A 20,179-nucleotide genomic window follows, 5' to 3' on the forward strand; every position below is an offset into this window, starting at 1 on the left:
CATCGCCTAACGGAATCACGGGAATTTGGAATCCCACAGCAATTAATTCTTCGGTTAGCGGAAATTATATTTTTACCCCAAATACAGGACAATGTGCCACGACTTCAACTTTGTCTGTTACCATTACGCCCGAAATAATTCCGGATTTTGATACAAGTTTGACTTTGTGTAGTGGAAATTCTGCGCCAATTCTCGCCATAACATCGCCTAACGGAATCACGGGAACTTGGAATCCCACAGCGATTAATTCTTCGGTTAACGGAAATTATATTTTTACGCCAAATACAGGACAATGTGCCACGACTTCAACTTTATCCGTTACCATTACGCCCGAAATAATTCCGGATTTTGCAACAACACTAACTTTGTGTCCAACGGATATTCCGCCAATTCTTGCCACAACATCACCTAACGGAATCACGGGAATTTGGAATCCCACAGTAATTAATTCTTCAGTTAACGGAAATTATATTTTCACCCCGAATACAGGACAATGTGCTGCAACTTCAAATTTGACCGTTACCATTACGCCCGAAATAATTCCGGATTTTGCAACAACACTAACTGTATGTCCAACGGATACTCCGCCAATTCTCGCCACAACATCACCTAACGGAATCATAGGAACCTGGAATCCCACAGCGATTAATTCTTCCGTTAACGGAAATTATATTTTTACCCCAAATACAGGACAGTGTGCCACGACTTCAACTTTATCTGTTACCATTACGCCCGAAATAATTCCGGATTTTGATACAAGTTTGACTTTGTGTAGTGGAAATTCTGCGCCAATTCTTGCCACAACATCGCCTAACGGAATCACGGGGACCTGGAATCCCACAGTAATTAATTCTTCAGTTAACGGAAATTATATTTTCACCCCAAATACAGGACAATGTGCCACGACTTCAACTTTGTCTGTTACCATTACGCCCGAAATAATTCCGGATTTTGCAACGACACTAACTTTGTGTCCAACGGATATTCCGCCAGTTCTCGCCACAACATCGCCTAACGGAATCACGGGAACCTGGAATCCCACAGCGATTAATTCTTCGGTTAACGGAAATTATATTTTTACCCCGAATACAGGACAATGTGCCACGACTTCAACTTTATCTGTTACCATTACGCCTGAAATAATTCCTGACTTTGATACAAGTTTGACTTTGTGTCCAACGGATATCCCGCCAATTCTTGCCACAACATCGCCTAACGGAATCACGGGAATTTGGAATCCCACAGCGATCAATTCTTCGGTTAACGGAAATTATATTTTCACCCCAAATACAGGACAATGTGCCACCACTTCAACTTTATCTGTTACCAGTACGCCCGAAATAATTCCTGATTTTGATACAATTTTGACTTTGTGTCCAACGGATATCCCGCCAATTCTTGCCACAACATCGCCTAATGGAATCACAGGAACTTGGAATCCCATAGCAATTAATTCTTCGGTTAACGGAAATTATATTTTTACCCCAAATACAGGACAATGTGCCACGACTTCAACTTTGTCTGTTACTATTACGCCCGAAATAATTCCGGATTTTGATACAATTTTGACTTTGTGTCCAACGGATATCCCGCCAATTCTCGCCACAACATCACCTAACGGAATCACGGGGACCTGGAATCCCACAGTAATTAATTCTTCGGTTAACGGAAATTATATTTTTACCCCAAATACAGGACAATGTGCTGCAAAAGTGACATTAGCAGTTAATGTGTCATCTTTTAAATATTCAGTAAGCCAAGAATGCATCGACAATAACTATTTTATAAAAGTTATTCCTAATTCGGATTTTAAAACTTCGGATTTTAATTATAGCTGGATTGATGATAATGGGAATCAAATTGGCTATAATGATGCCACTTTTAATTTTACAGAATATAGTGAACGTTTGAATAATAAGCCTTTACTGCCCTTACAACTCAAGGTTATCGTAAGTCTTGAATCTTGCGAAATTGAACAAGTTTTTCAAATTGCGGATAATTTATGTGGCATTCCAAATGTAGTTTCTCCTAACGATGATGGGATAAATGATAATTTTAATCTTAGCAGTTATAATGTAAATAATCTTAAAATTTTTAACCGTTACGGAACAGAGGTTTACAATTTTCAGGGAAAATATGAAAATCAATGGTACGGACAATGGAGGAATGGGAAATTACCCACCGGAACTTACTTTTATATAATTTCTACTCAAAATGGAGAATCAAAAGCAGGATGGGTATTTTTAAGCTATTAGGTAATTTGAGAAAATAAAATAGATTTTTTGTCTAACTTCATTAATTTTATAAGCTAAAAGCAGGATCTCATAATGAAAAATCGACTAAAAAAATGCAGCAGATAAAAGCCTATTTTCAATCTAAATTGCAATTGACAGATGAATATTGGGAACTGTTTTCATCAAAATTAGAGCAAAAAAAATTCCCTAAAAAATCATTGCTTATTAAAGCTGGTGAGACTGAAAAATATCTCTCGTTTATCAACAAAGGAATGGTCCGACTTTATATTCCGGGTGAAATTGAAGATCTGACTTTTGGATTTGCTTTCGAAAATAATTTTGTCAGCGCTTATGATTCTTTTCTTACCCAAATGCCTTGTACGTATTGCATTGAATCTCTAGTAGAAACCGTTGTCTGGCAAATATCTTATGATGATTTACAAAGTATTTATCAAAACTCAAAAGAAGCTAATTTTATGGGCAGACTTGCCGGTGAATCTCTTTTTTTAGAAAAAGCACGAAGAGAAATTTCCTTCCTCAAAGATACTGCTGAACAGCGTTATTTGCATTTGTTTACACAACAGCCTCAACTCATTAAACACATTCCGTTAAAATATATTGCTTCGTATATTGGCATTACGCCACAAGCTTTAAGCAGGATTAGAAAGCGAATTTCTTAACCTGGGTTCATTGTTTTGAATGACTATCTTTTACAATTTTGTCATAATTATAAAAGATAGAAATCATGAAATTAACCGTAAATTTTATTATCAACGCTCATAAAATATTGGTAAGTCCGTTTGGCATTTTGCTAATGTGGTATTATGATAATTGGTCCGCCTCTGCTTTTCTGTATTTGGGTTTGCACGGAACTTATTCATTATTGTGGCTTTTAAAACAGGATTTATATCCTGACAAACGATTTGAACAAAAAATCCCTGTCTGGATTGGGATTCTGACTCCGTTTTTGCCACTTGCAGCCTATTATATTGCGCCTTTTCTTTTAATTTCCCGACACATTACTTTGCCTGCGTGGATTTTTGCTGTTGCGCCTGCGATTTATACTTTGGGCATTTTTATGCATTATGTCAGCGATGCGCAAAAACATTATACGTTACGTTTACAAAAAGGAATTATTGATGATGGTTTATTTGCAAGAACCCGAAACCCGAATTATCTGGGCGAAATATTAATTTATGCTTCATATGCGCTTTTATCCTGGCATTGGCTTCCGTTTTTAGTATTAGGCGGTTGGATTTTATACTTTTTTAAAAATATGCGCAACAAAGATCAATCGATGTCAAGACACGCCGCTTTTAACGATTACAAAAAGAAAACAGGAATTTTATTTCCAAAGTTTTAGCCCGATAAAAGCATATTACAAAGTTTTGAAAAAGATATTTAAACACAAAAAGACAATCTTTACGGATTGTCTTTTTTAGCTTTATCCCATTTCATTATCAAAATTTCAATAACTTTGAACCCAATATGCGGGCAAATCTTAGAGAACATATCGAAAAAATAATTCCGTTAACGGATGAGGAGTTTGCGTTTATATGCACTCATTTTTCGACTAAAAAATTTAAGAAACATCAATTTCTTATTCAGAAAGGTGATCCTGTAAAATATTGTTACTTTGTCATTTCAGGACTTTTAAAATTGGTTTACACCGATGACTCTGCAAAGGAACATATCGTTTCTTTTGCCATGGAAGATTGGTGGGAAAGTGATTATTATGCATTTTTTACTCAAACCGAAGCCACAATGTCATTAGAATGTCTGGAAGATACTGAGGTGCTTTGTTTTTCGCTTGACGATTATAAAAAAATGTGTGACGGACTTCAAAAAATGGAACGCTTTTTTCTGGAGAAGGCAAATTTTGGCTTTCTGGGATCGCAGCGCCGCATTATTTCCTGGCTGACTTCGAACTCAAAAGAACGATACGAGCAGCTTTTAAAACAATCTCCGTCACTGATTCAGCGCGTTCCTAAAAGTCTTATCGCTTCGTATTTAGGGATTTCGCGCGAAACTTTAAGCAGATTATCTTCGTGATGTGACATATCTCACTTTAAATTCGTGAGAAATGTCAATACCTTATTCCACTTGTAATTCACAATTTTGCAGTACAAATTTTAAACTGTTATTGTGAAAAAATCAGCACAACTTTTAGTATTTCTACTATTAACGATGCCAATATTGGCACAAACTAAAAAATCGAAGCAAATGGAAAAAAGAGCAATTAATCCGTGGGAATGGCAAAATCAGCGCAGTTACGTTCAGGCTGTCGAAGTAAAAAATCCGCAAGGAACACTATATGTTTCAGGTCAAACGGCGATAAGCGCGGACGGAATTTCGAGTAACGAAAACATGGAATCGCAAATAAAACTGGCGCTCAAAAATCTGGAACAAGTAATTACCGAAGCCGGATATGAACCTAGCGGAATTGTTCGCCTGAATATTTATACGACAAATACTGAGGAACTTTGGCCCCATTTTAATCTAATTCAGGATTGGGTTGCGAAACACGGTATGAAACAAGCGACAACCTTACTGGAAGTCAAAAGTCTTTTTGAAACCTTAAAAGTAGAATTAGAAGCTACGGTTGTAAAATAATTTAATTTGATATTGAAATTTGATATTGAAATTTGATATTGATATTGAAATTTGATTTTGATATTGGTAAAGTAAACCCGACAGGTATAAAAACTTGTCGGGTTTTATGCTAATTATAGAATAAAAAGACTAAAAAAAGTTTACCACAAATTGCGCAAATTTTCACAAATTAAATTCGTACTCATTCGTGGATCCCGATAGCTATCGGGAGTGGCAAAAAAAATACAAAATCCGCGTAAATCAGTTTAACCTGTTAAAATCCGTGGGCTATTATTTAAAAAAGTTTACCACAAATTGCACAAATTTTCACAAATTAAATTCGTTCTTATTCATGGATCCCGATAGCTATCGGGAGTGGCAAAAAAGATATAAAATCCGCGTAAATCAGTTTAACCCATTAAAATCCGTGGGCAAAAAAATAAATTCTTTCAATTACAAACAAAAGCATTTCAATTAGTTACAACCGCAACAATCAAAAAACAAAGTTTATTTCAAAAATTACAGCTTTTTTTAAAACTAAAAAGTAAGTTTTATCGTAATTGTTTGAAACGATAGTCTTGTAATGAGATTAGATTCGATTCACTGTAACGTTTTTGGAAAAACATTGAATTTTTTCTTATTCCTGATTATCGTTCTTTTTTATTAAATTTTAAGAAGATTAAGTGTGGACAATGTAAATGTGCAAAGGTTAAATAAAATGCTGGCTTACCTAAAAAGCAAACAACGCGAACTAAAAAAACAAAATGATAATGACACCCGAAGTCTTGAATCCATGATAAAATATCTGAAAAAAGATATGCTGGAGCAATTTAAACTACATCATTACGACATTTACATCAAGAATGAAATCAATAATACCGAAACTTTTATACAAAGTGTTCAAAGTATTATTGACTCTAATTCTCAGTAATTATTTTATAACTTCATTGTAATAATTTCGTTTAATATCTTAATTCCCTACTGGATCTTTCATTTGGGTTATTTTATTGTATTCTTCAAGACCTTTACTAGGATCTGCCGTTGCATATTCATTTTCCGGTTCCGGAATAACGTGAATTTTTGAATCGCTTAACGCAACTATCGCAGAACACACATAAACACCTATTTTGCCTTCGCTGTATTTGAAATCCAGTAATGTCAATTTTACAACTTCATTGATCGAAAGTTCATAATAATTTCCGTAACGAATGATCTTGAAATAGATTTCCTTAGTGTCTACTATTTCAAATTGATTGGTTTGGATATTTTCAAAAACAAAATTATTTTTTACGTCTTTTTCATTAAATCCCCATGCTCTGAACTGAACAAAACCGTTTACAAAATCAATCGAGATATAATAAGCAGTTCCTTGCTCATCACATTCGATCACGAAACCAGTTCTTCCCATTCCTTCAACTGCCAGAGTTCCTTCCCAGACAAAATTTTCAGATGGTTTGTCAAAGCAATACACTTCGTAACCGCTTCTACAGCCTATTCTCCATTTATTTTCGTTCTCCAGTTCAAAATTTGCCGAAGGATTTCCTAAAATCGGAACCGGAATTGGCAAGTTTTTTTGATGGATTGTTCTTTGATACAAAGTTCTCCAATGGTGATATGTTTTTAATAAAAGTCTTCCATTACTATCAACATCCAATTGTTTTGGCGGTGGAATTACCCGAAGTGTATTAACATTTCCTCCAACAAAGTAAAAATTATAAATCAAATAATAATCGCCTTGTTTTACAATTCTTGCTGCATAATTACCTTGTGGCATCAATACATTATTATGAAAAGCGTGATATTCTCCTTTAAAATCAGGAGAAAACCAATAGCGTACTTTTATATCTTCGCGAATTGATCCTAATAAATAATGCCTTCCTTTAATTTCGACCACACAAGGACATTCAATATCATCATAAACATACGCAACATGAAGTGGTTTTTGAAGTACAAATCCCTTTTCGCCTCTTTTTGCCACGCCAATACAACCACGCCTATATGTAGGTCCTACGGCACTTCGGGCACAAATAAGCAAATAATCTTCTCCTTCAAATTCATATTTATAGGGATCTCTAAAACTCAGCCATTCCCGCGGATTATTGTCTCTGCTTTCATAATACGGAGCATTACTTTTAAGCGGTAAACCGTACTGATTGTCTTTTGTCCAATGCAATAAATCGGGAGAAATTGCACGTCCTATTTTTTGCGTCAATCCCTTATCCTGACGTTTTAAACCTGTATAATACATTTCGTAACCTTCTCCGGCAGAGTTTTTACTTACGTGCATTGTCCATAACATATCATCATCCCATTCTCCGGGATCGCCTACAAACAAAGCATTTTTAACTCTTTTCCATGAAAGACCGTCTTTTGAAACTGCATGCGCAATGTAATCGTGATTGGGAATTATCAAATGAAATAAATGATGGATTCCGTTTTCGTCAATAAATACATCGACGTCGCCAATTTCCCAATTACTAAATCCTGAACCTGAATACATATTCTATATTTTTATTTAATTTGTTGTTTGTGTTTACTATGCGTCAAATAGATTCCTATTTTTCTAACACATAGAAACATAGGTTTATGTGTCTCATCTTAAAAAAGAATGCAAAAAGAAATACATTTCTTCACATACTTAACTTTGTGTATTTAAAACAAGTGAAACGCCTTTTTTTGAGTTTACAAAAACTATGTTTCTATGTGTTAAAAAATTACACACAACAACTATTATTTAATTATTTTATAATGTTTTAATCCTTCTAAAATCCCCGATGATGCTGAACTTTTAGCTACATAAATACTTTTAGTCGTTTCATAATCAGCTAATTCTACACTTCGGTTTCCTACGATGATTCCCCTAATTGCGCCTCGAAACATATCAATATCGTTTCCGGAATCTCCCGCAGCAATTACATTTGTTAACGGAATCGACCATTTACGGCATAAAAACTTAATAGCATTTCCTTTTGATGCTCTTTTAGGAATAAAATCCAGAAATTCGCCATGACTAGGGATAATGTTTATTTTGTACCAGCCTGTGCCTAAAGCACTAATTAATTGATCATAATCGTAATTTTCTTTCTCATAATAATAGGATATTTTATAAGGGTTTTGTGCCTCTTCTTCCTGCATGCGCATCCACGGAATCTCTTTTAATCGGTTGACGATATCATCTCTTTTCCAGCGTCCTGCGAGGAATTTTGCCCAGCCTTTGTCCAGAATATAATCTTTACCGTTTGTATAATAAATTTCGGTTCCCACAGAACAAATAATAAAATCCGGAATAGGAAATTGTTCTTCTTCAATGACTTTTTTAACCAGCGTTAAATTTCTTCCTGATGCTAGGGCAAAAGCCATTTTATCAGTACGACTATTTAAATGTTCTTTTAACTCCAATAATCCAGGATTATTAAGTTTAGGCTCAATCAATGTTCCGTCAATATCCGAAACAAACAAATGGGCGACTTTCCTTTTTAATCGCTCAATATTAATATTAGGGTAATGCTGTTTTTTGAATCCTGAACCTGATGATGATGATAAATTTTCATTCACCAGTTCTACATATTGATTCACGTGGCTTAACCAACTGTAATGTTTCTGGATATTAATTGCTCCGTTATTAGAGTAATATTTCCATTGACTTTCATTAGTTAAGATATTTCTTAAAGATTTTTTGATTTCATTTTCATCCAGTGGATTTACCAATTCTCCGTTTTGACAAGTGGGAATAATCTCTGATGGTCCGCCATTTTTTGTCACGACAACAGGCAATCCTGAACTTGCAGATTCAATTACGGTTAAACCAAAGTTTTCATGTAGAGCCAAATTCACAAAAACACCGCGTTTTTCGGCGGCATAACGGTAAATAATCGAAACCTCATTTTCAACGTCATGTTTCTTCGGAATCGCCATTTTTCCGTACAAATCATATTTGTCCATTAAAAGCAAAAGATCCGTAAGAACATCTTTTTCAGATTCCGGCATTTGCGAAATATCTTTCCTGATTCCGGCAAAAATTACCAGATTGGCGATGCTTTGCAATTCCTTGTCTTTACCATAAACCTCAATTAAAGTATGAAGATTTTTATGACGATCCGGTCTTGAAAGCGCTAAAATAAAAGGTTTGTGCGGATTAATTAAAAACTTCGAAATGGTTTCGGCAACCCAATATTTCCTTTGCTCCTCTTCCATTTGTTTTTCGCCATCTTGTTCTCTGTGGTAATACGGAACAAATTTAGTGGTATCAATTCCGGGAGAAATAGCGTGGTATTTTCCTAAACCAAAATTTAAGTATGGTTTGTAAGTTTCAATTTCCTGCTCTGTCGAAGTAACAATAAATTCAGATAATTCTAATGTTTTTTCTTCGGCGGCAATTCTTTGAGCAAACTTGAATTTCTTTTCAATTTCTTCTTCATTTTCCCCACTTTCAAGCAGTTTTTTCTTTTTATGGAAACCAAGTGAGTGCCCGGTATGTGCAAACGGAATATTTAAAATTGTCGATAATTCACTTGCTACATATCCTGCATCACCATAATGGGAGTGAATCCAGTTTGGGAAAATATCATGAAGTTTGATATGTTGAACAACTCCGTTTACAAAAGTGTCCAGTCCGTCCCATAATTGTTCTTTTGGCTTGTACTTTTTCCCTAAAAAGGGAATTCGCCTTATGTCTAATTTTTCATTAACAATTTCAATAGGTACTGCATATTCCGGCGAAAGCTTTGGATCGTCAATTAATCTTGTAAATATATGAACGTGTTCTACATCTGGATGTTGTGATAAAAACTCAGCGAGTTCATACACATATTTAGTTTGTCCGCCATTATCAGCATCTCTACCAATCTCTAAACCTGAACCTTTTAAGAGTCCATGAATGTTGATTAATGAAATTCGTAATTTTGTCATCATTGTACTTTATTTGTTAGAATTTTTAAGGTACGAAAAATCGACGAATTTGACCCGAACTCCTAAAAAAAATAACAAGATTCTTAACATTTCATAACGATTATGTAAGAATCATAGTGGTGACAGGTTGAGTTTGATTTTAAAAAATAAAAATTGCATGACAAGTTTCTCCACAGTTTAAAAAGATTAAAAATTGATTGTAAACCTGTGCAAATCCGTTCAATTCGTAAAATCCGTGGGCAATAATTTATTCGTGAAAATTTGTGCTAAAAAAACAGTTGCATCAAATTTTTTTATTCTTCCGGAAGCAATTCATCTAAATCAGATAACTTATAAAATTTAAGATCGTTAAGTTTCATGTATTTACAAATAAACTCTAACGTTTCTATTTTTGTCTGATAATTTTCGGTAACATTTTTAACAGGTTTATGTCCGCATAAAAGTAGAATTTTATTGTGCTTTTTAGCATAATCCAATAATTCCAGAACATACGGAATGCTAAAATGAATGTGGCTGTTATCGATATCAAAAGCAAATACAATTTTTGAATTATTAAAAAAACTATCTTGTTTTTCAGGAGCTTCACCGCCAAAAGCCCTTCCTCTTATAATTTTATAATCCTTTGATAATGCTTTATCCAGCGCATCAGATCTTTCTCCGTAAGGATAGGCAAATGAAGTCACATTAAAATTATGCCTTTTCATGGAGACTATCATAGGATCAATTTCCTGTTTCATATAAGCATCAATTCCGTGTTGTTTTACAAATTTTACGGCGTTATAATGGTGATAGCCGTGCGCCGCAATTTCATGTCCTTCTTTTTCCATTTCATGCAATTTCTTCATTTGTGGAGCACCAATAGAATCGATTCTGCAAACATTAAAAGTCGCTTTCCATCCATATTTTTTCAAAGCCTGATCTGCTTCGTACCATTCATCGACATAAGCATCATCAAAAGATAAAAGCACGCCGGCTTTATAGGGTTTTGATACCGGTATTTTGTTTTTGGTTTCGCAGGAAAAAAAAGTTAAGAACATTAAAAACAATATTGCTTTTGTAAAATACACTTTCATTAAGTTGCTGTTTATTAATTATTTATAGTTTCAATAATTGTAAAGCTCGTAATTCAAAATAAGGAATTATCTGCATTTAAAGATACATATTTCTTAATTACAAAATTTCAATTTTTGATTGTCTTGTATTGTTTTATTTATCATTTGAAAAACTATTGAAAGAGTTTCATTTTGAAAAACAATCTACCAAATAATCTAACCTTAAAAATGGATTTCATGACATTAAAAAACCATTTTGTAACATATTTTTCATTTCTTAGTAAAGAGATATTTACTTTTAAATCGGATTAAAAAACAAATAACCAGGCAACAAATACTCCCCAAAAAAAATGCTTGAAAAACGAACGATATTAATAGGATGTGATGATACTGTGGTTTTAACCAAGGTACTCAATATCTTGTCTGTCATATCAGATTTTACTTTTTCGACCGTTTCTGTTTCACGGGCAAGTGACCTGAATGATACCGCCAAATCTCTTAATCCTGATCTTATTATTTTATGTTTTGGCAGAAATCAATCTATAATTAACGATCCAAATTTCAATTCCGGCAAAAGAGATATTCCTATTTTATGTTTGACAAAAAGTAGTGAATGCGAATCTTTATGCTGGTCAAAAAACTGCATTGTTTTTACATATCCTTACAATCATATTGATAATACTGATTTTTTAATTTACAGGATTCAATCGATTATACTGCTTAAAAAAACAGAATCAGAAGCAAAACCAACTTCCACTTTTGCAGCGGCAGCATTTCAAAAACCAGATAATGATACAACGCGCGAATTAAGTCATTATGTAATGGAACTCGACCAGAAAATTGAAGTATTGCGCAAAGTAAAAGAACGCATTTCATATCTATATCCCAACGTAGATAATTCAACCCGAATTGAATTAATGTCAATTGTAAATTCTATAAAAAACGTTGCAAACGACACAAAACTCTGGGATGATTTTAAAATTTATTTTGAACAGTCAAATCCCAATTTTCTTTTGGCTCTAGCCAAAAAACATCCTTCGCTAAGTTCCAAGGATTTAAAATATTGCTGTTATATCAAAATGAATATGAGCAATAACGACATTACAAATCTTCTGGGAATCAATCAGGAAAGCGTACGAACTCACAAGTATCGCCTTAAAAAGAAATTAACGCTTGAAAAAGAACAAGATATAATTTCGTATTTACGAACTGTTTCGTAAAAAATGCAAAATTGTTGATTTTGATTGTCTGTAATGGATTAAAATCCATCTCTACAATATGTTTCGTTCCTCCGGAACTCTTATGAAAATTCCGTTGAAACACAAAATAACCCCAATATTTGTCATCCGAAGGAACTAGGAATCTCATCAAGTCGCTCGACTAAGATTGTTTTTGCCCACGGATTAAAACAGTTTAGACGGATTTTCACCGATTAACAAAAATATTTGAATTATTAAAATTGCGGAACAATCAATTTTTGTCGATTTTGATTGTCTATGATGGATTAAAATCCATCTCTATAATATGTTCGTTCCTCCGGAACTTTTATGAAAATTCCGTTGAAACACAAAATAACCCCAATATTTGTCATCCGAAGGAACTAGGAATCTCATCAAGTCGCTCGACAAAGATTATTTTTTTGCCCACGGATTAAAACAGGTTAAACGGGTTTTCACCGATTAAAAAAAATAATTGAATTATTAAAATTGCTGCACAATCAATTTTTGTCCATTTTGATTGTCTATGATGGATTAAAATCCATCTCTACAATATGTTTCGTTCCTCTGGAACTCTTTTACGAAATTCCGTACGAATGATTCATTTTGTAGCCAGCGATTTTAATCTCTTGTACACAACGTAACCAACGTAACCTAAATATTTGTCGATCTTCATTGCGTATGATGGATTAAAATCCATCCCTACATGTTTCGTTCCTCCGGAACTTTTTTTAAATTCCGTTGAAATAGAAAATAATCCCAATTTTTGTCGATTTTGCAATACAGATTCTTCGTTCTTCACAATGAAAAACTTTGCGGTCATAACTAGGAACATTCTTCCTCTACATAGAATTAACAAAACAAAAACCATAATATAAATAGACAATATATATTTTGTCTATGTGTATTTTTTTTGTCTACAGTTTGTCTATAAAATGCACCAAAAAACATTCATTGTGTATACGAAAAGTATATTGATTATTTTTCGTACAAATCTAATTATCAGGTACTTTTACACGTATAGACAGAGAATCTATTTCACTATCTTATAATCTGTTTAAGAGTTAAATACCATGATAAATTCATCACTTAAATTTACGAGTAAATTACTCAATCAGTTTTTAAAAAACCGATTTACGATCACAGAGGACAAAACTGCTGTAAATTATATTGTTGATGTAAACGGATCTTTTCCTAAGGTAAATATGAACAAGGTCGTTTTGTCTGTAATCAATATCGAAAAAGAAACCAATCAGCCTTTTTATATTCGGAATCAAAAATTAGAAAACGGAAATTATTCTAATTTTAATCCAACAGAAAGATACAACGTCGATTTACTAATAAGCTGCAATTTTGATGATTATAGCGAATCGTTACAATTTCTGGATGCGGTAATTCATTTTTTTCAGATCAATAATTATCTCGATTCCGCTTCCTCCTCCTCTATTCCTGATGGTCTCAGCAGACTTGAATTTGAATATGAGAAAATTTCTTACCATCAAATGCACAGTTTATGGACAGCAATGGGAGCAAAATACCAACCGTCGATCATGTACAAAATGAAACTGATGAAAGTTCAGTCTCATGAAACCATAGACATTATTCCGGCAGTTACTACTACCAATAATAACGCAGGGATATGATACAGAGTAATTTCATAAAGATTTTTGGCGTTGCGGTTTATCATTCTTTTTATGATAACAACAAATGCAATTGTCTGCACTTTACTCCTAATGCTAAAACGGCGAAAGCATTTCATAAATTCGGATTTAAAACAAATCTTGTTACTAATGGTTTTGAATTATTCTCTAACACAAAATCATCAGTTTCAGATTTCTTAGATTATATATTAAAAACAACACATCAGGATTATTTTGAATTTGATATCAATTGTAGTAATCCTAATTTTATTTTGTTTACCGCATTACCAATAAACTGGCTGGGCGAGATTAATTATTCAAGCCAGGATCCTAAAAACCAAACCAATAAGGATTCCATTATTCTCAACCAAACATTAGAGACAAAACCAATTTCTAAGTATTTTGGCAATCTTAAAATATACTTCGACGATATCAAAAAGAGTACAAATTCTTTACTTTTCGAAATCAATTTTACTGCAAGAGCAACGCAATGGCAATATTATTTTATCAATAAAAATAACATTCAGCTCAGCGATCCATCCATAACCGAAAAAGAAAACATACAATTTAACGGGCCAGAAAAAATGACGCTTCAAACAGGAGAACAAGCATTACTTTTTACTTCAGGCACAACCAATATTTTACTGAGCGAAAAACCAAAATACAAATTTGATTTAGTTAATAAAACCACATCAAATCCTTCATTACCAACAAATTCAAAAGGCAAAATCATCTTTAAAGGATTGCCAGTTCCTGATGTTTCGAGAATTGGTATCATCGAAAATCAGCACCATCAAGTGACATCACCCATGTATATCTATCTATAAAAAACTATTTATAATGAACACTAAAATCAAGAATCAATGAATTTATCTACCATCCAGACTCCTGGTGTTTACATTCAAGAATTAAATGCTTTCCCAAACTCGGTTGTAGCAGTTGCTACGGCAGTTCCGGCATTTATTGGGTATACACCTCAGGCATCATACGAAGGAAAATCGTATACAAATGTGCCTGTGAGAATCACATCATTTGCTGATTTTCAAGCTTTTTTCTGTTTGCCGGATCCTCCTGCGCCCGCGAGTCCAGCGAAACAATACAGTCCTGAATATTACTTAGTGCAGCAAAAAAGTCAGCCTTTAAAAGGCGATTATATGCAAATTGGTGCCTCGTTTTATTCCATCGTTCCAGATCCTAACACGGTTTATTATTTGTACAATAGCGTCAGGCTTTTTTACGAAAATGGCGGTGGTGATGCCTACATTGTTTCGGTTGGACCTTACGGACCTGCATCTCAAAAACCGGGAACGCCTGGAATACCTGTCGTGAACCCCAATGTGGAACTAAACGATTTAACCGGAGGACTTGCTTTATTGCTAAATGAACAGGAACCTACTATGTACATTTGCCCCGAAGCCACTTTATTAAGTGTCGAAAATAATGGAACGTTAATGCAGGAAATGCTTTTGCAATCTACAAAAATGCAAACTGCAATGTGCTTGTTTGATATTATTGGCGGCGATGATCCGGATCCTATTTTATATACGCAGGATATTTCAAATTTCAGAATGAATACAGGTTCTGTTGGGTTAAATTACGGAATGGCGTATTATCCTTTTATAGGAACGACCATCATGCAAAACACAGATATTGATTATACCAACTTATTTGGTGGCGATTTAAAGCAATTACAGGCAATTCTTAATCCGGCAAGCGCACCTAATCCTGCTGTTGCCTCTATTCTTGCCAATGCTCAGGCGCCTAACAGCACTTTGACGGTAACGCAAAACAACAATGCTTTATTAATTGCCAGTCAAACTTATTCGTTGATTATCAAACATGTATTGACAGATGCTAATATTCTGCCTCCAAGTGGTGCAATGGCGGGAGTTATTACTACGACAGATAATATGATTGGTCCGTGGGAAGCGCCTGCAAATACATCAATTGTTGGAGCGGCTTCATTACCAATTTCAATTTCCGAAAGCCAACAGGCGAACTTAAATGTTGACGCTATTTCCGGTAAATCGATCAATGCTATCAGAATGTTTAACGGATTGGGAATTTTAATCTGGGGATCAAGAACACTGGACGGAAATAGTCAGGACTGGAGATATATTCCGGTACGCAGAACGATGATTTTCCTGGAACAATCTTGTAAACTCGCAGCTCAGGCGTATGTTTTTCAGCCAAATGATAAAAATACGTGGGAAGCAGTAATTTCTATGATTAGCAGTTTTCTTAATTCAATCTGGAAACAAGGCGGTTTACAAGGCGCAAGTGCTTCTGATGCTTATTCTGTAGCTTGTGGATTAGGTTCTACCATGACGGGAGATGACATTTTGAATGGATTCATGAATGTGTCTGTAAAAGTTGCAGTAGTGCATCCGGCTGAATTTATCGTACTGACGTTTCAACAGCAAATGGCAACTTCGAGTTAATATAAAATCCAATCATTACGCATAATTGATTTAACACATAGTCGCGATAGCCATCGGGACATAGATTTTTTGTATGCTCCAAAAAAAGGTGTTTCACTTATTTGAACGCACATAGCAACCTATGTTAAAGAAATGTATTTATTATTGTATTCCTATTTCTAGAACATAGATCCTATGTTTATATGTGTTAAGAAAATTTTCATTACTCAAAACAAAAACGAGTTTAAAATCTAGTAAATCTTTAATTTAAAAATAAAATAAAATGGCAACAGATGACGGAAGCGTACAAGGCGCAACATGGCCCATGCCTAAGTTTAGGTTTGAAGTAGACCTGGGAACAGAATTGACAAAAGTAGCTTTTCAGGAAGTTACAGGAATGGATGTCGAAAATCAAATTATAGAATACCGCAAAAGTAACAGCCCTCTTTTTTCTGTAGAAAAAATGCCCGGAATTACTAAATACGGCAATATTACTATGAAGCGAGGCATATTTGTAAACGACAATACTTTTTGGGACTGGCATCAGCAAGTCGTTATGAATACGATTAAAAGAAGAACGGTGCTGATAAAATTACTAGACGAAAAAGGCGGCGTAACCATGCAATGGACGCTTAATAATGCGTGGCCAACTAAAATTACCAGCACAGATTTAAAATCTGATGGAAACGAAGTCGCCGTTGATACTATAGAAATTGCACACGAACAACTCATCATAAAAAATGGTGGATAGTACGGATTATCCGGTTAGCTTTTATTTTACACTTTCATTTTCAGGTGTAGATGCGGCTTTCAAAGAGGTATCAGGAATTTCTAAAGAATTAAGCATTGAAGAAATTGTTTGCGGAGGCGAAAACCGTTTTAAATACCGCCTCCCAACCGTTTCTAACAGTCAGAATTTAGTGCTTAAACGAGCTATTGTGCCTGCGGGATCTCAACTTGTCAACTGGTGCGCCAACTGCATTGATCAGGGATTATCAAATGCGATTCAGCCGCAAAATGTGATTTTAAGATTACTCAATGCCAGCGGAATCGTCTGTGTTCAATGGACTTTTAATAATGCTTATCCCGTAAAATACGCCGTTTCTGACTTAAACTCTCAGGAAAGCAACATTGCAATTGAAACTATTGAACTCGCTTATACCTATTTTGATATTTCATCGGATACTAAGTTTGATAACCTTTTTACCTAAATTATTATGCCAATCGAAATACGAGAACTTATTATCAAAACTGAAATCGTAAGTACAAACACGAAAAATTCGGCTGTAGCCAAAGAAAGAGAAATAGCCATTTTAAGGAAACAATTGTTAGAAGAATGCAAAAGGTTAATTGCCGAAAAAAATCAGGAGAATAGCTATAAACGTTAAAACAAAACCAATGGCAAGTTTAGAATTAATGAAAATAACGGGATATACAGATGAGGATTTTCAAAACAAATTCTCAGGAAATCCGTATGCTTTCATGATTAATCCTGATACTGTTAAAATCCAAAAAAACATTGAATACAACGAACAGCAGGCTCCGGCAACAAGCTCGGCTTCGCAAAAATATAAAAGTACGCCAAGTAATAAATTGAGTTTTGAAATTGTAATTGATTGTACCGGTATTGTCGATTCTGGACGTACGGATATGGCAACAGAAATTACGGCATTGGAAACGATTATTTACACGTATAATGGTAAAATTCACCGTCCTAATTTTGTAAAAGTACAATGGGGGCAGAATATTACTTTTAACGGAGTTCTGGATAGTATCGATATTTCATTCACGCTTTTTAAACCGGACGGAAGCCCTTTAAGAGCTAAAATATCGCTGTCATTCAGTCAATATATTTCTCCTAAAACCGTGACCATGACAGATGCGCCGGAATCACCGGATCTTACTCATATTGTCAACGTTGTTGAGGGAATGTCATTACCGCAATTGTGCAAGCAAGTCTGGAACGATGACTCGTATTATATTCAGGTTGCAGGTTTTAATAAACTTAATAAGTTCAGAAACCTGAACGGAATTGATAAATTAATATTTCCACCCATAAATCCTTCTAATTCATGAGTGCATCAAACGAAATAAAAAGCGGCGGAATTGCTACTTTCTCGGTCAAAATTAATGGCACTTTAATTCCGGATGAATTGAGTGTACTTTCTGTTCATATCGAAAAAAAAGTGAACCGTATTGCCATTGCTAAAATCGTAATTCTGGACGGAGAAGCGAACACAGGAACATTTACGGCAAGCTCCTCCTCGACTTTTGTTCCCGGAGCAAAAATTAGTATAGAAGCAGGATATGATGAAACTAATCAAGTTGTGTTTTCGGGCATAATTATGGCGCAGACTATCAGGATCGATAATTTAGTTGGTTCTGCATTAGAAGTTGAATGTCGGGATGAAGCTATAAAAATGATTGTGGGCAGAAAAAGCCTTACGTATTCCAATCAAAAAGACAGCGATATCATTTCATCAATAATAGGAACATATTCAGGTTTAACCTCAGATGTTGATGCTACCACAACAACATGGCCGGAACAAGTGCAATATTATGTTACAGACTGGGATTATATTCTGGCTCTCGTCGAATCAAACGGATTAATTGTAACTACGATAAACGGAAAAGTTTCGGTTAATGCACCGGATAAAACCACGACATCTGTACTTACAGTTACTTATGGAGATAATTTGATGGAATTTAATGCAAGACTAAATGCCACAACGCAATTAGGAAACGCAACAGCTAATTCATGGGATTTTAAAACACAAGCCGTTATAAATGGTCAGGCAACGCCAAATGTATCAGGATCAGGAAATTTAACTTCAAAAACATTATCTGAAGTTATTGGACTTGATGACTTTCAATTGCAGACTTCGGCACCTTTAGAAACCGCAGATTTAACGAATTGGTCAAAAGCGCAAATCATCAAAAGTGAATATTCTAAAATTAGGGGAAATGCTAAATTTCAGGGTACAAACTTAATCGATCCCGGAAAGTACATGACTTTTGCCGGCGTTGGTGACAGGTTTAATGGCGACTATTTAATTGCAGGCGTTACGCACGATTTATCGCAGGGAAACTGGATTTCTGAAGTGACTTTGGGACTTTCTCCTATTTGGTTTACAGAAGAACCTGATGTAATGGCTCCTCCCGCGTCCGGATTGATTCCCGGAGCAAAAGGGCTGATTAACGGAACGGTAAAAAAGATGTTTGGCGACCCTGATTCTCAATACCGAATTTTAGTTGAGGTTCCGTTATTTGATCCTAATGGCGAAGGAATCTGGGCAAGGCTTTCTAATTTTTATTCCACAAGCGGTGCAGGAGCTTTTTTCATGCCCGAAGTTGGTGATGAGGTGATTCTGGGTTTCCTGAACGAAGATCCGCGTTATCCAGTGATTTTAGGAAGTTTGTATAGCGGAACACAAATAAAACCGTTTACAGGATTAGATCCCAATGAGAAAAATTCGGTGAAAGCCATAGTTTCAAAATCAGGAATCTCGGTACAATTTGATGATGAAAATAAAATCTGGACGGTTGAAACGCCCAATAAAAACACCATAATTATTAGCGATAAAGACAAACAAATTACGATTAAAGACGAAAATGAAAATAGCATCATAATGTCCAGCAGCGGAATCGATATGTCAAGCCAAAAAAGTATCAGCATATCTGCTCAGGAAAATGTAACCATAAAAGGAACACAAGGCGTAACCATTGAATCCAACGGTGGCGATGTACAAACAAAAGGATTAAACATCAAAGAATCAGCAGACATGCAATACAGCGCACAAGGCGGACAAATGGCACAAGTGTCCGGTGGAATGGAATTGACCCTGAAAGGTGCGATGGTGATGATTAATTAGATTTTTAGATGTTAGATGAAAGAAGCAAGAAGCAAGATGAAAGATGTTAGAAGCAAGATTATAGAATATAGATTATTTCTTATAAGTTTTACAAGCTATCGCAACTAAAATCAAGTATTCCCAATAAAACTCATAACTCACAACTAACATCTTTCATCTTTCATCTTTCATCTTGCTTCTTGCTTCTAACATCTTGCTTCTTGCTTCTTTCATCTTGCTTCTTTCATCTAACAACTAACAATTA

General features: G+C 34.8%; 19 protein-coding genes. 15 read left to right on the forward strand and 4 right to left on the reverse strand.

The genetic code is table 11. The annotated features are described in order from the left end of the window. Positions 1 to 110 precede the first annotated feature (110 nt). The 6 genes from KHA90_RS11260 (at position 111) to KHA90_RS11285 (ending at position 5,757) form a co-directional block, all read left to right on the forward strand. Positions 111 to 2,255 carry a T9SS type B sorting domain-containing protein gene (locus KHA90_RS11260; protein WP_213299379.1) on the forward strand — a complete coding sequence of 715 codons (2,145 nt, stop codon included), beginning with the start codon at positions 111 to 113 and terminating at the stop codon, positions 2,253 to 2,255. Positions 2,256 to 2,347: 92 nt separating this feature from the next. Then, positions 2,348 to 2,914 carry a Crp/Fnr family transcriptional regulator gene (locus tag KHA90_RS11265; protein WP_213299382.1) on the forward strand — a complete coding sequence of 189 codons (567 nt, stop codon included), beginning with the start codon at positions 2,348 to 2,350 and terminating at the stop codon, positions 2,912 to 2,914. 65 nt (positions 2,915 to 2,979) lie between these two features. Continuing rightward, positions 2,980 to 3,597, forward strand: a complete 618-nt coding sequence (locus KHA90_RS11270; RefSeq protein WP_213299385.1) for a DUF1295 domain-containing protein — start codon at positions 2,980 to 2,982, stop codon at positions 3,595 to 3,597. A 125-nt stretch (positions 3,598 to 3,722) separates the two neighbouring features. Beyond that, positions 3,723 to 4,286 (forward strand): Crp/Fnr family transcriptional regulator, encoded by a 564-nt coding sequence (locus tag KHA90_RS11275; protein WP_213299388.1) that lies wholly within the window; start codon positions 3,723 to 3,725, stop codon positions 4,284 to 4,286. A gap of 171 nt (positions 4,287 to 4,457) precedes the next feature. Continuing rightward, complete coding sequence (locus tag KHA90_RS11280; protein ID WP_213299390.1) at positions 4,458 to 4,847, forward strand: RidA family protein; 390 nt, start codon at positions 4,458 to 4,460, stop codon at positions 4,845 to 4,847. Positions 4,848 to 5,544: 697 nt separating this feature from the next. Beyond that, the gene (locus KHA90_RS11285; protein WP_244860304.1) at positions 5,545 to 5,757 is read left to right on the forward strand and encodes a hypothetical protein; all 213 of its coding nucleotides are present in this window, start codon (positions 5,545 to 5,547) and stop codon (positions 5,755 to 5,757) included. 39 nt (positions 5,758 to 5,796) lie between these two features. Here KHA90_RS11285 and KHA90_RS11290 read toward each other — a convergent pair whose 3' ends face one another. The 3 genes from KHA90_RS11290 to KHA90_RS11300 form a co-directional block, all read right to left on the reverse strand. Then, on the reverse strand, positions 5,797 to 7,326 hold the full coding sequence (locus tag KHA90_RS11290; RefSeq protein WP_213299394.1) for a glycoside hydrolase family protein: 1,530 nt from the start codon (positions 7,324 to 7,326) through the stop codon (positions 5,797 to 5,799). Between the two features lie 230 nt (positions 7,327 to 7,556). After that, the gene (locus KHA90_RS11295; RefSeq protein WP_213299396.1) at positions 7,557 to 9,737 is read right to left on the reverse strand and encodes an HAD-IIB family hydrolase; all 2,181 of its coding nucleotides are present in this window, start codon (positions 9,735 to 9,737) and stop codon (positions 7,557 to 7,559) included. A gap of 290 nt (positions 9,738 to 10,027) precedes the next feature. Beyond that, a complete protein-coding gene (locus tag KHA90_RS11300) occupies positions 10,028 to 10,771 on the reverse strand; it encodes a polysaccharide deacetylase family protein (protein WP_244860305.1) in 744 nt (247 codons plus the stop codon). 365 nt (positions 10,772 to 11,136) lie between these two features. Between KHA90_RS11300 and KHA90_RS11305 the strand changes: the two genes are divergently transcribed. Next, the gene (locus tag KHA90_RS11305) at positions 11,137 to 12,006 is read left to right on the forward strand and encodes a helix-turn-helix transcriptional regulator (protein WP_213299400.1); all 870 of its coding nucleotides are present in this window, start codon (positions 11,137 to 11,139) and stop codon (positions 12,004 to 12,006) included. 598 nt (positions 12,007 to 12,604) lie between these two features. Here KHA90_RS11305 and KHA90_RS11310 read toward each other — a convergent pair. Continuing rightward, positions 12,605 to 12,805, reverse strand: a complete 201-nt coding sequence (locus KHA90_RS11310; protein WP_213299402.1) for a hypothetical protein — start codon at positions 12,803 to 12,805, stop codon at positions 12,605 to 12,607. Positions 12,806 to 13,076: 271 nt separating this feature from the next. On the opposite strand from KHA90_RS11310, the gene KHA90_RS11315 reads away from it, so the two are divergent. The 8 genes from KHA90_RS11315 (at position 13,077) to vgrG (ending at position 19,935) form a co-directional block, all read left to right on the forward strand. Next, positions 13,077 to 13,646 (forward strand): Pvc16 family protein, encoded by a 570-nt coding sequence (locus tag KHA90_RS11315; RefSeq protein WP_213299405.1) that lies wholly within the window; start codon positions 13,077 to 13,079, stop codon positions 13,644 to 13,646. Beyond that, complete coding sequence (locus tag KHA90_RS11320; protein WP_213299408.1) at positions 13,643 to 14,470, forward strand: hypothetical protein; 828 nt, start codon at positions 13,643 to 13,645, stop codon at positions 14,468 to 14,470. The genes KHA90_RS11315 and KHA90_RS11320 overlap by 4 nt, the downstream gene beginning before the upstream one ends. A gap of 36 nt (positions 14,471 to 14,506) precedes the next feature. Further along, entirely contained in the window at positions 14,507 to 16,084 is a 1,578-nt protein-coding gene (locus KHA90_RS11325; RefSeq protein WP_213299411.1) for a phage tail sheath family protein, read from the forward strand. Between the two features lie 262 nt (positions 16,085 to 16,346). After that, on the forward strand, positions 16,347 to 16,814 hold the full coding sequence (locus KHA90_RS11330; RefSeq protein WP_213299414.1) for a phage tail protein: 468 nt from the start codon (positions 16,347 to 16,349) through the stop codon (positions 16,812 to 16,814). After that, complete coding sequence (locus tag KHA90_RS11335; RefSeq protein WP_213299417.1) at positions 16,804 to 17,274, forward strand: phage tail protein; 471 nt, start codon at positions 16,804 to 16,806, stop codon at positions 17,272 to 17,274. The genes KHA90_RS11330 and KHA90_RS11335 overlap by 11 nt, the downstream gene beginning before the upstream one ends. A gap of 6 nt (positions 17,275 to 17,280) precedes the next feature. Next, complete coding sequence (locus tag KHA90_RS11340; protein ID WP_213299420.1) at positions 17,281 to 17,451, forward strand: DUF5908 family protein; 171 nt, start codon at positions 17,281 to 17,283, stop codon at positions 17,449 to 17,451. A 10-nt stretch (positions 17,452 to 17,461) separates the two neighbouring features. After that, positions 17,462 to 18,139, forward strand: coding sequence for a CIS tube protein (locus KHA90_RS11345; protein ID WP_213299423.1), 678 nt, complete (start codon positions 17,462 to 17,464; stop codon positions 18,137 to 18,139). Beyond that, positions 18,136 to 19,935, forward strand: coding sequence for a type VI secretion system tip protein VgrG (vgrG, locus tag KHA90_RS11350; protein WP_213299426.1), 1,800 nt, complete (start codon positions 18,136 to 18,138; stop codon positions 19,933 to 19,935). Before KHA90_RS11345 ends, vgrG begins: the two co-directional genes overlap by 4 nt. Positions 19,936 to 20,179 lie beyond the last annotated feature (244 nt).

The sequence above is a fragment of the Flavobacterium psychroterrae genome, from assembly GCF_018380615.1.
Lineage (GTDB): Bacteria > Bacteroidota > Bacteroidia > Flavobacteriales > Flavobacteriaceae > Flavobacterium > Flavobacterium psychroterrae.

Bases quoted from the DNA above. Each gene is read 5' to 3' on its own strand.
- KHA90_RS11290 (WP_213299394.1), bottom strand. From the start codon at position 7,326: ATGTATTCAGGTTCAGGATTTAGTAATTGGGAAATTGGCGACGTCGAT.
- KHA90_RS11340 (WP_213299420.1), top strand. From the start codon at position 17,281: ATGCCAATCGAAATACGAGAACTTATTATCAAAACTGAAATCGTAAGT.
- KHA90_RS11275 (WP_213299388.1), top strand. From the start codon at position 3,723: ATGCGGGCAAATCTTAGAGAACATATCGAAAAAATAATTCCGTTAACG.
- KHA90_RS11315 (WP_213299405.1), top strand. From the start codon at position 13,077: ATGATAAATTCATCACTTAAATTTACGAGTAAATTACTCAATCAGTTT.
- KHA90_RS11265 (WP_213299382.1), top strand. From the start codon at position 2,348: ATGCAGCAGATAAAAGCCTATTTTCAATCTAAATTGCAATTGACAGAT.
- KHA90_RS11300 (WP_244860305.1), bottom strand. From the start codon at position 10,771: ATGTTCTTAACTTTTTTTTCCTGCGAAACCAAAAACAAAATACCGGTA.
- KHA90_RS11285 (WP_244860304.1), top strand. From the start codon at position 5,545: ATGCTGGCTTACCTAAAAAGCAAACAACGCGAACTAAAAAAACAAAAT.
- KHA90_RS11280 (WP_213299390.1), top strand. From the start codon at position 4,458: ATGGAAAAAAGAGCAATTAATCCGTGGGAATGGCAAAATCAGCGCAGT.
- KHA90_RS11325 (WP_213299411.1), top strand. From the start codon at position 14,507: ATGAATTTATCTACCATCCAGACTCCTGGTGTTTACATTCAAGAATTA.
- KHA90_RS11295 (WP_213299396.1), bottom strand. From the start codon at position 9,737: ATGATGACAAAATTACGAATTTCATTAATCAACATTCATGGACTCTTA.
- vgrG (WP_213299426.1), top strand. From the start codon at position 18,136: ATGAGTGCATCAAACGAAATAAAAAGCGGCGGAATTGCTACTTTCTCG.
- KHA90_RS11330 (WP_213299414.1), top strand. From the start codon at position 16,347: ATGGCAACAGATGACGGAAGCGTACAAGGCGCAACATGGCCCATGCCT.
- KHA90_RS11345 (WP_213299423.1), top strand. From the start codon at position 17,462: ATGGCAAGTTTAGAATTAATGAAAATAACGGGATATACAGATGAGGAT.
- KHA90_RS11335 (WP_213299417.1), top strand. From the start codon at position 16,804: ATGGTGGATAGTACGGATTATCCGGTTAGCTTTTATTTTACACTTTCA.
- KHA90_RS11320 (WP_213299408.1), top strand. From the start codon at position 13,643: ATGATACAGAGTAATTTCATAAAGATTTTTGGCGTTGCGGTTTATCAT.
- KHA90_RS11270 (WP_213299385.1), top strand. From the start codon at position 2,980: ATGAAATTAACCGTAAATTTTATTATCAACGCTCATAAAATATTGGTA.
- KHA90_RS11305 (WP_213299400.1), top strand. From the start codon at position 11,137: ATGCTTGAAAAACGAACGATATTAATAGGATGTGATGATACTGTGGTT.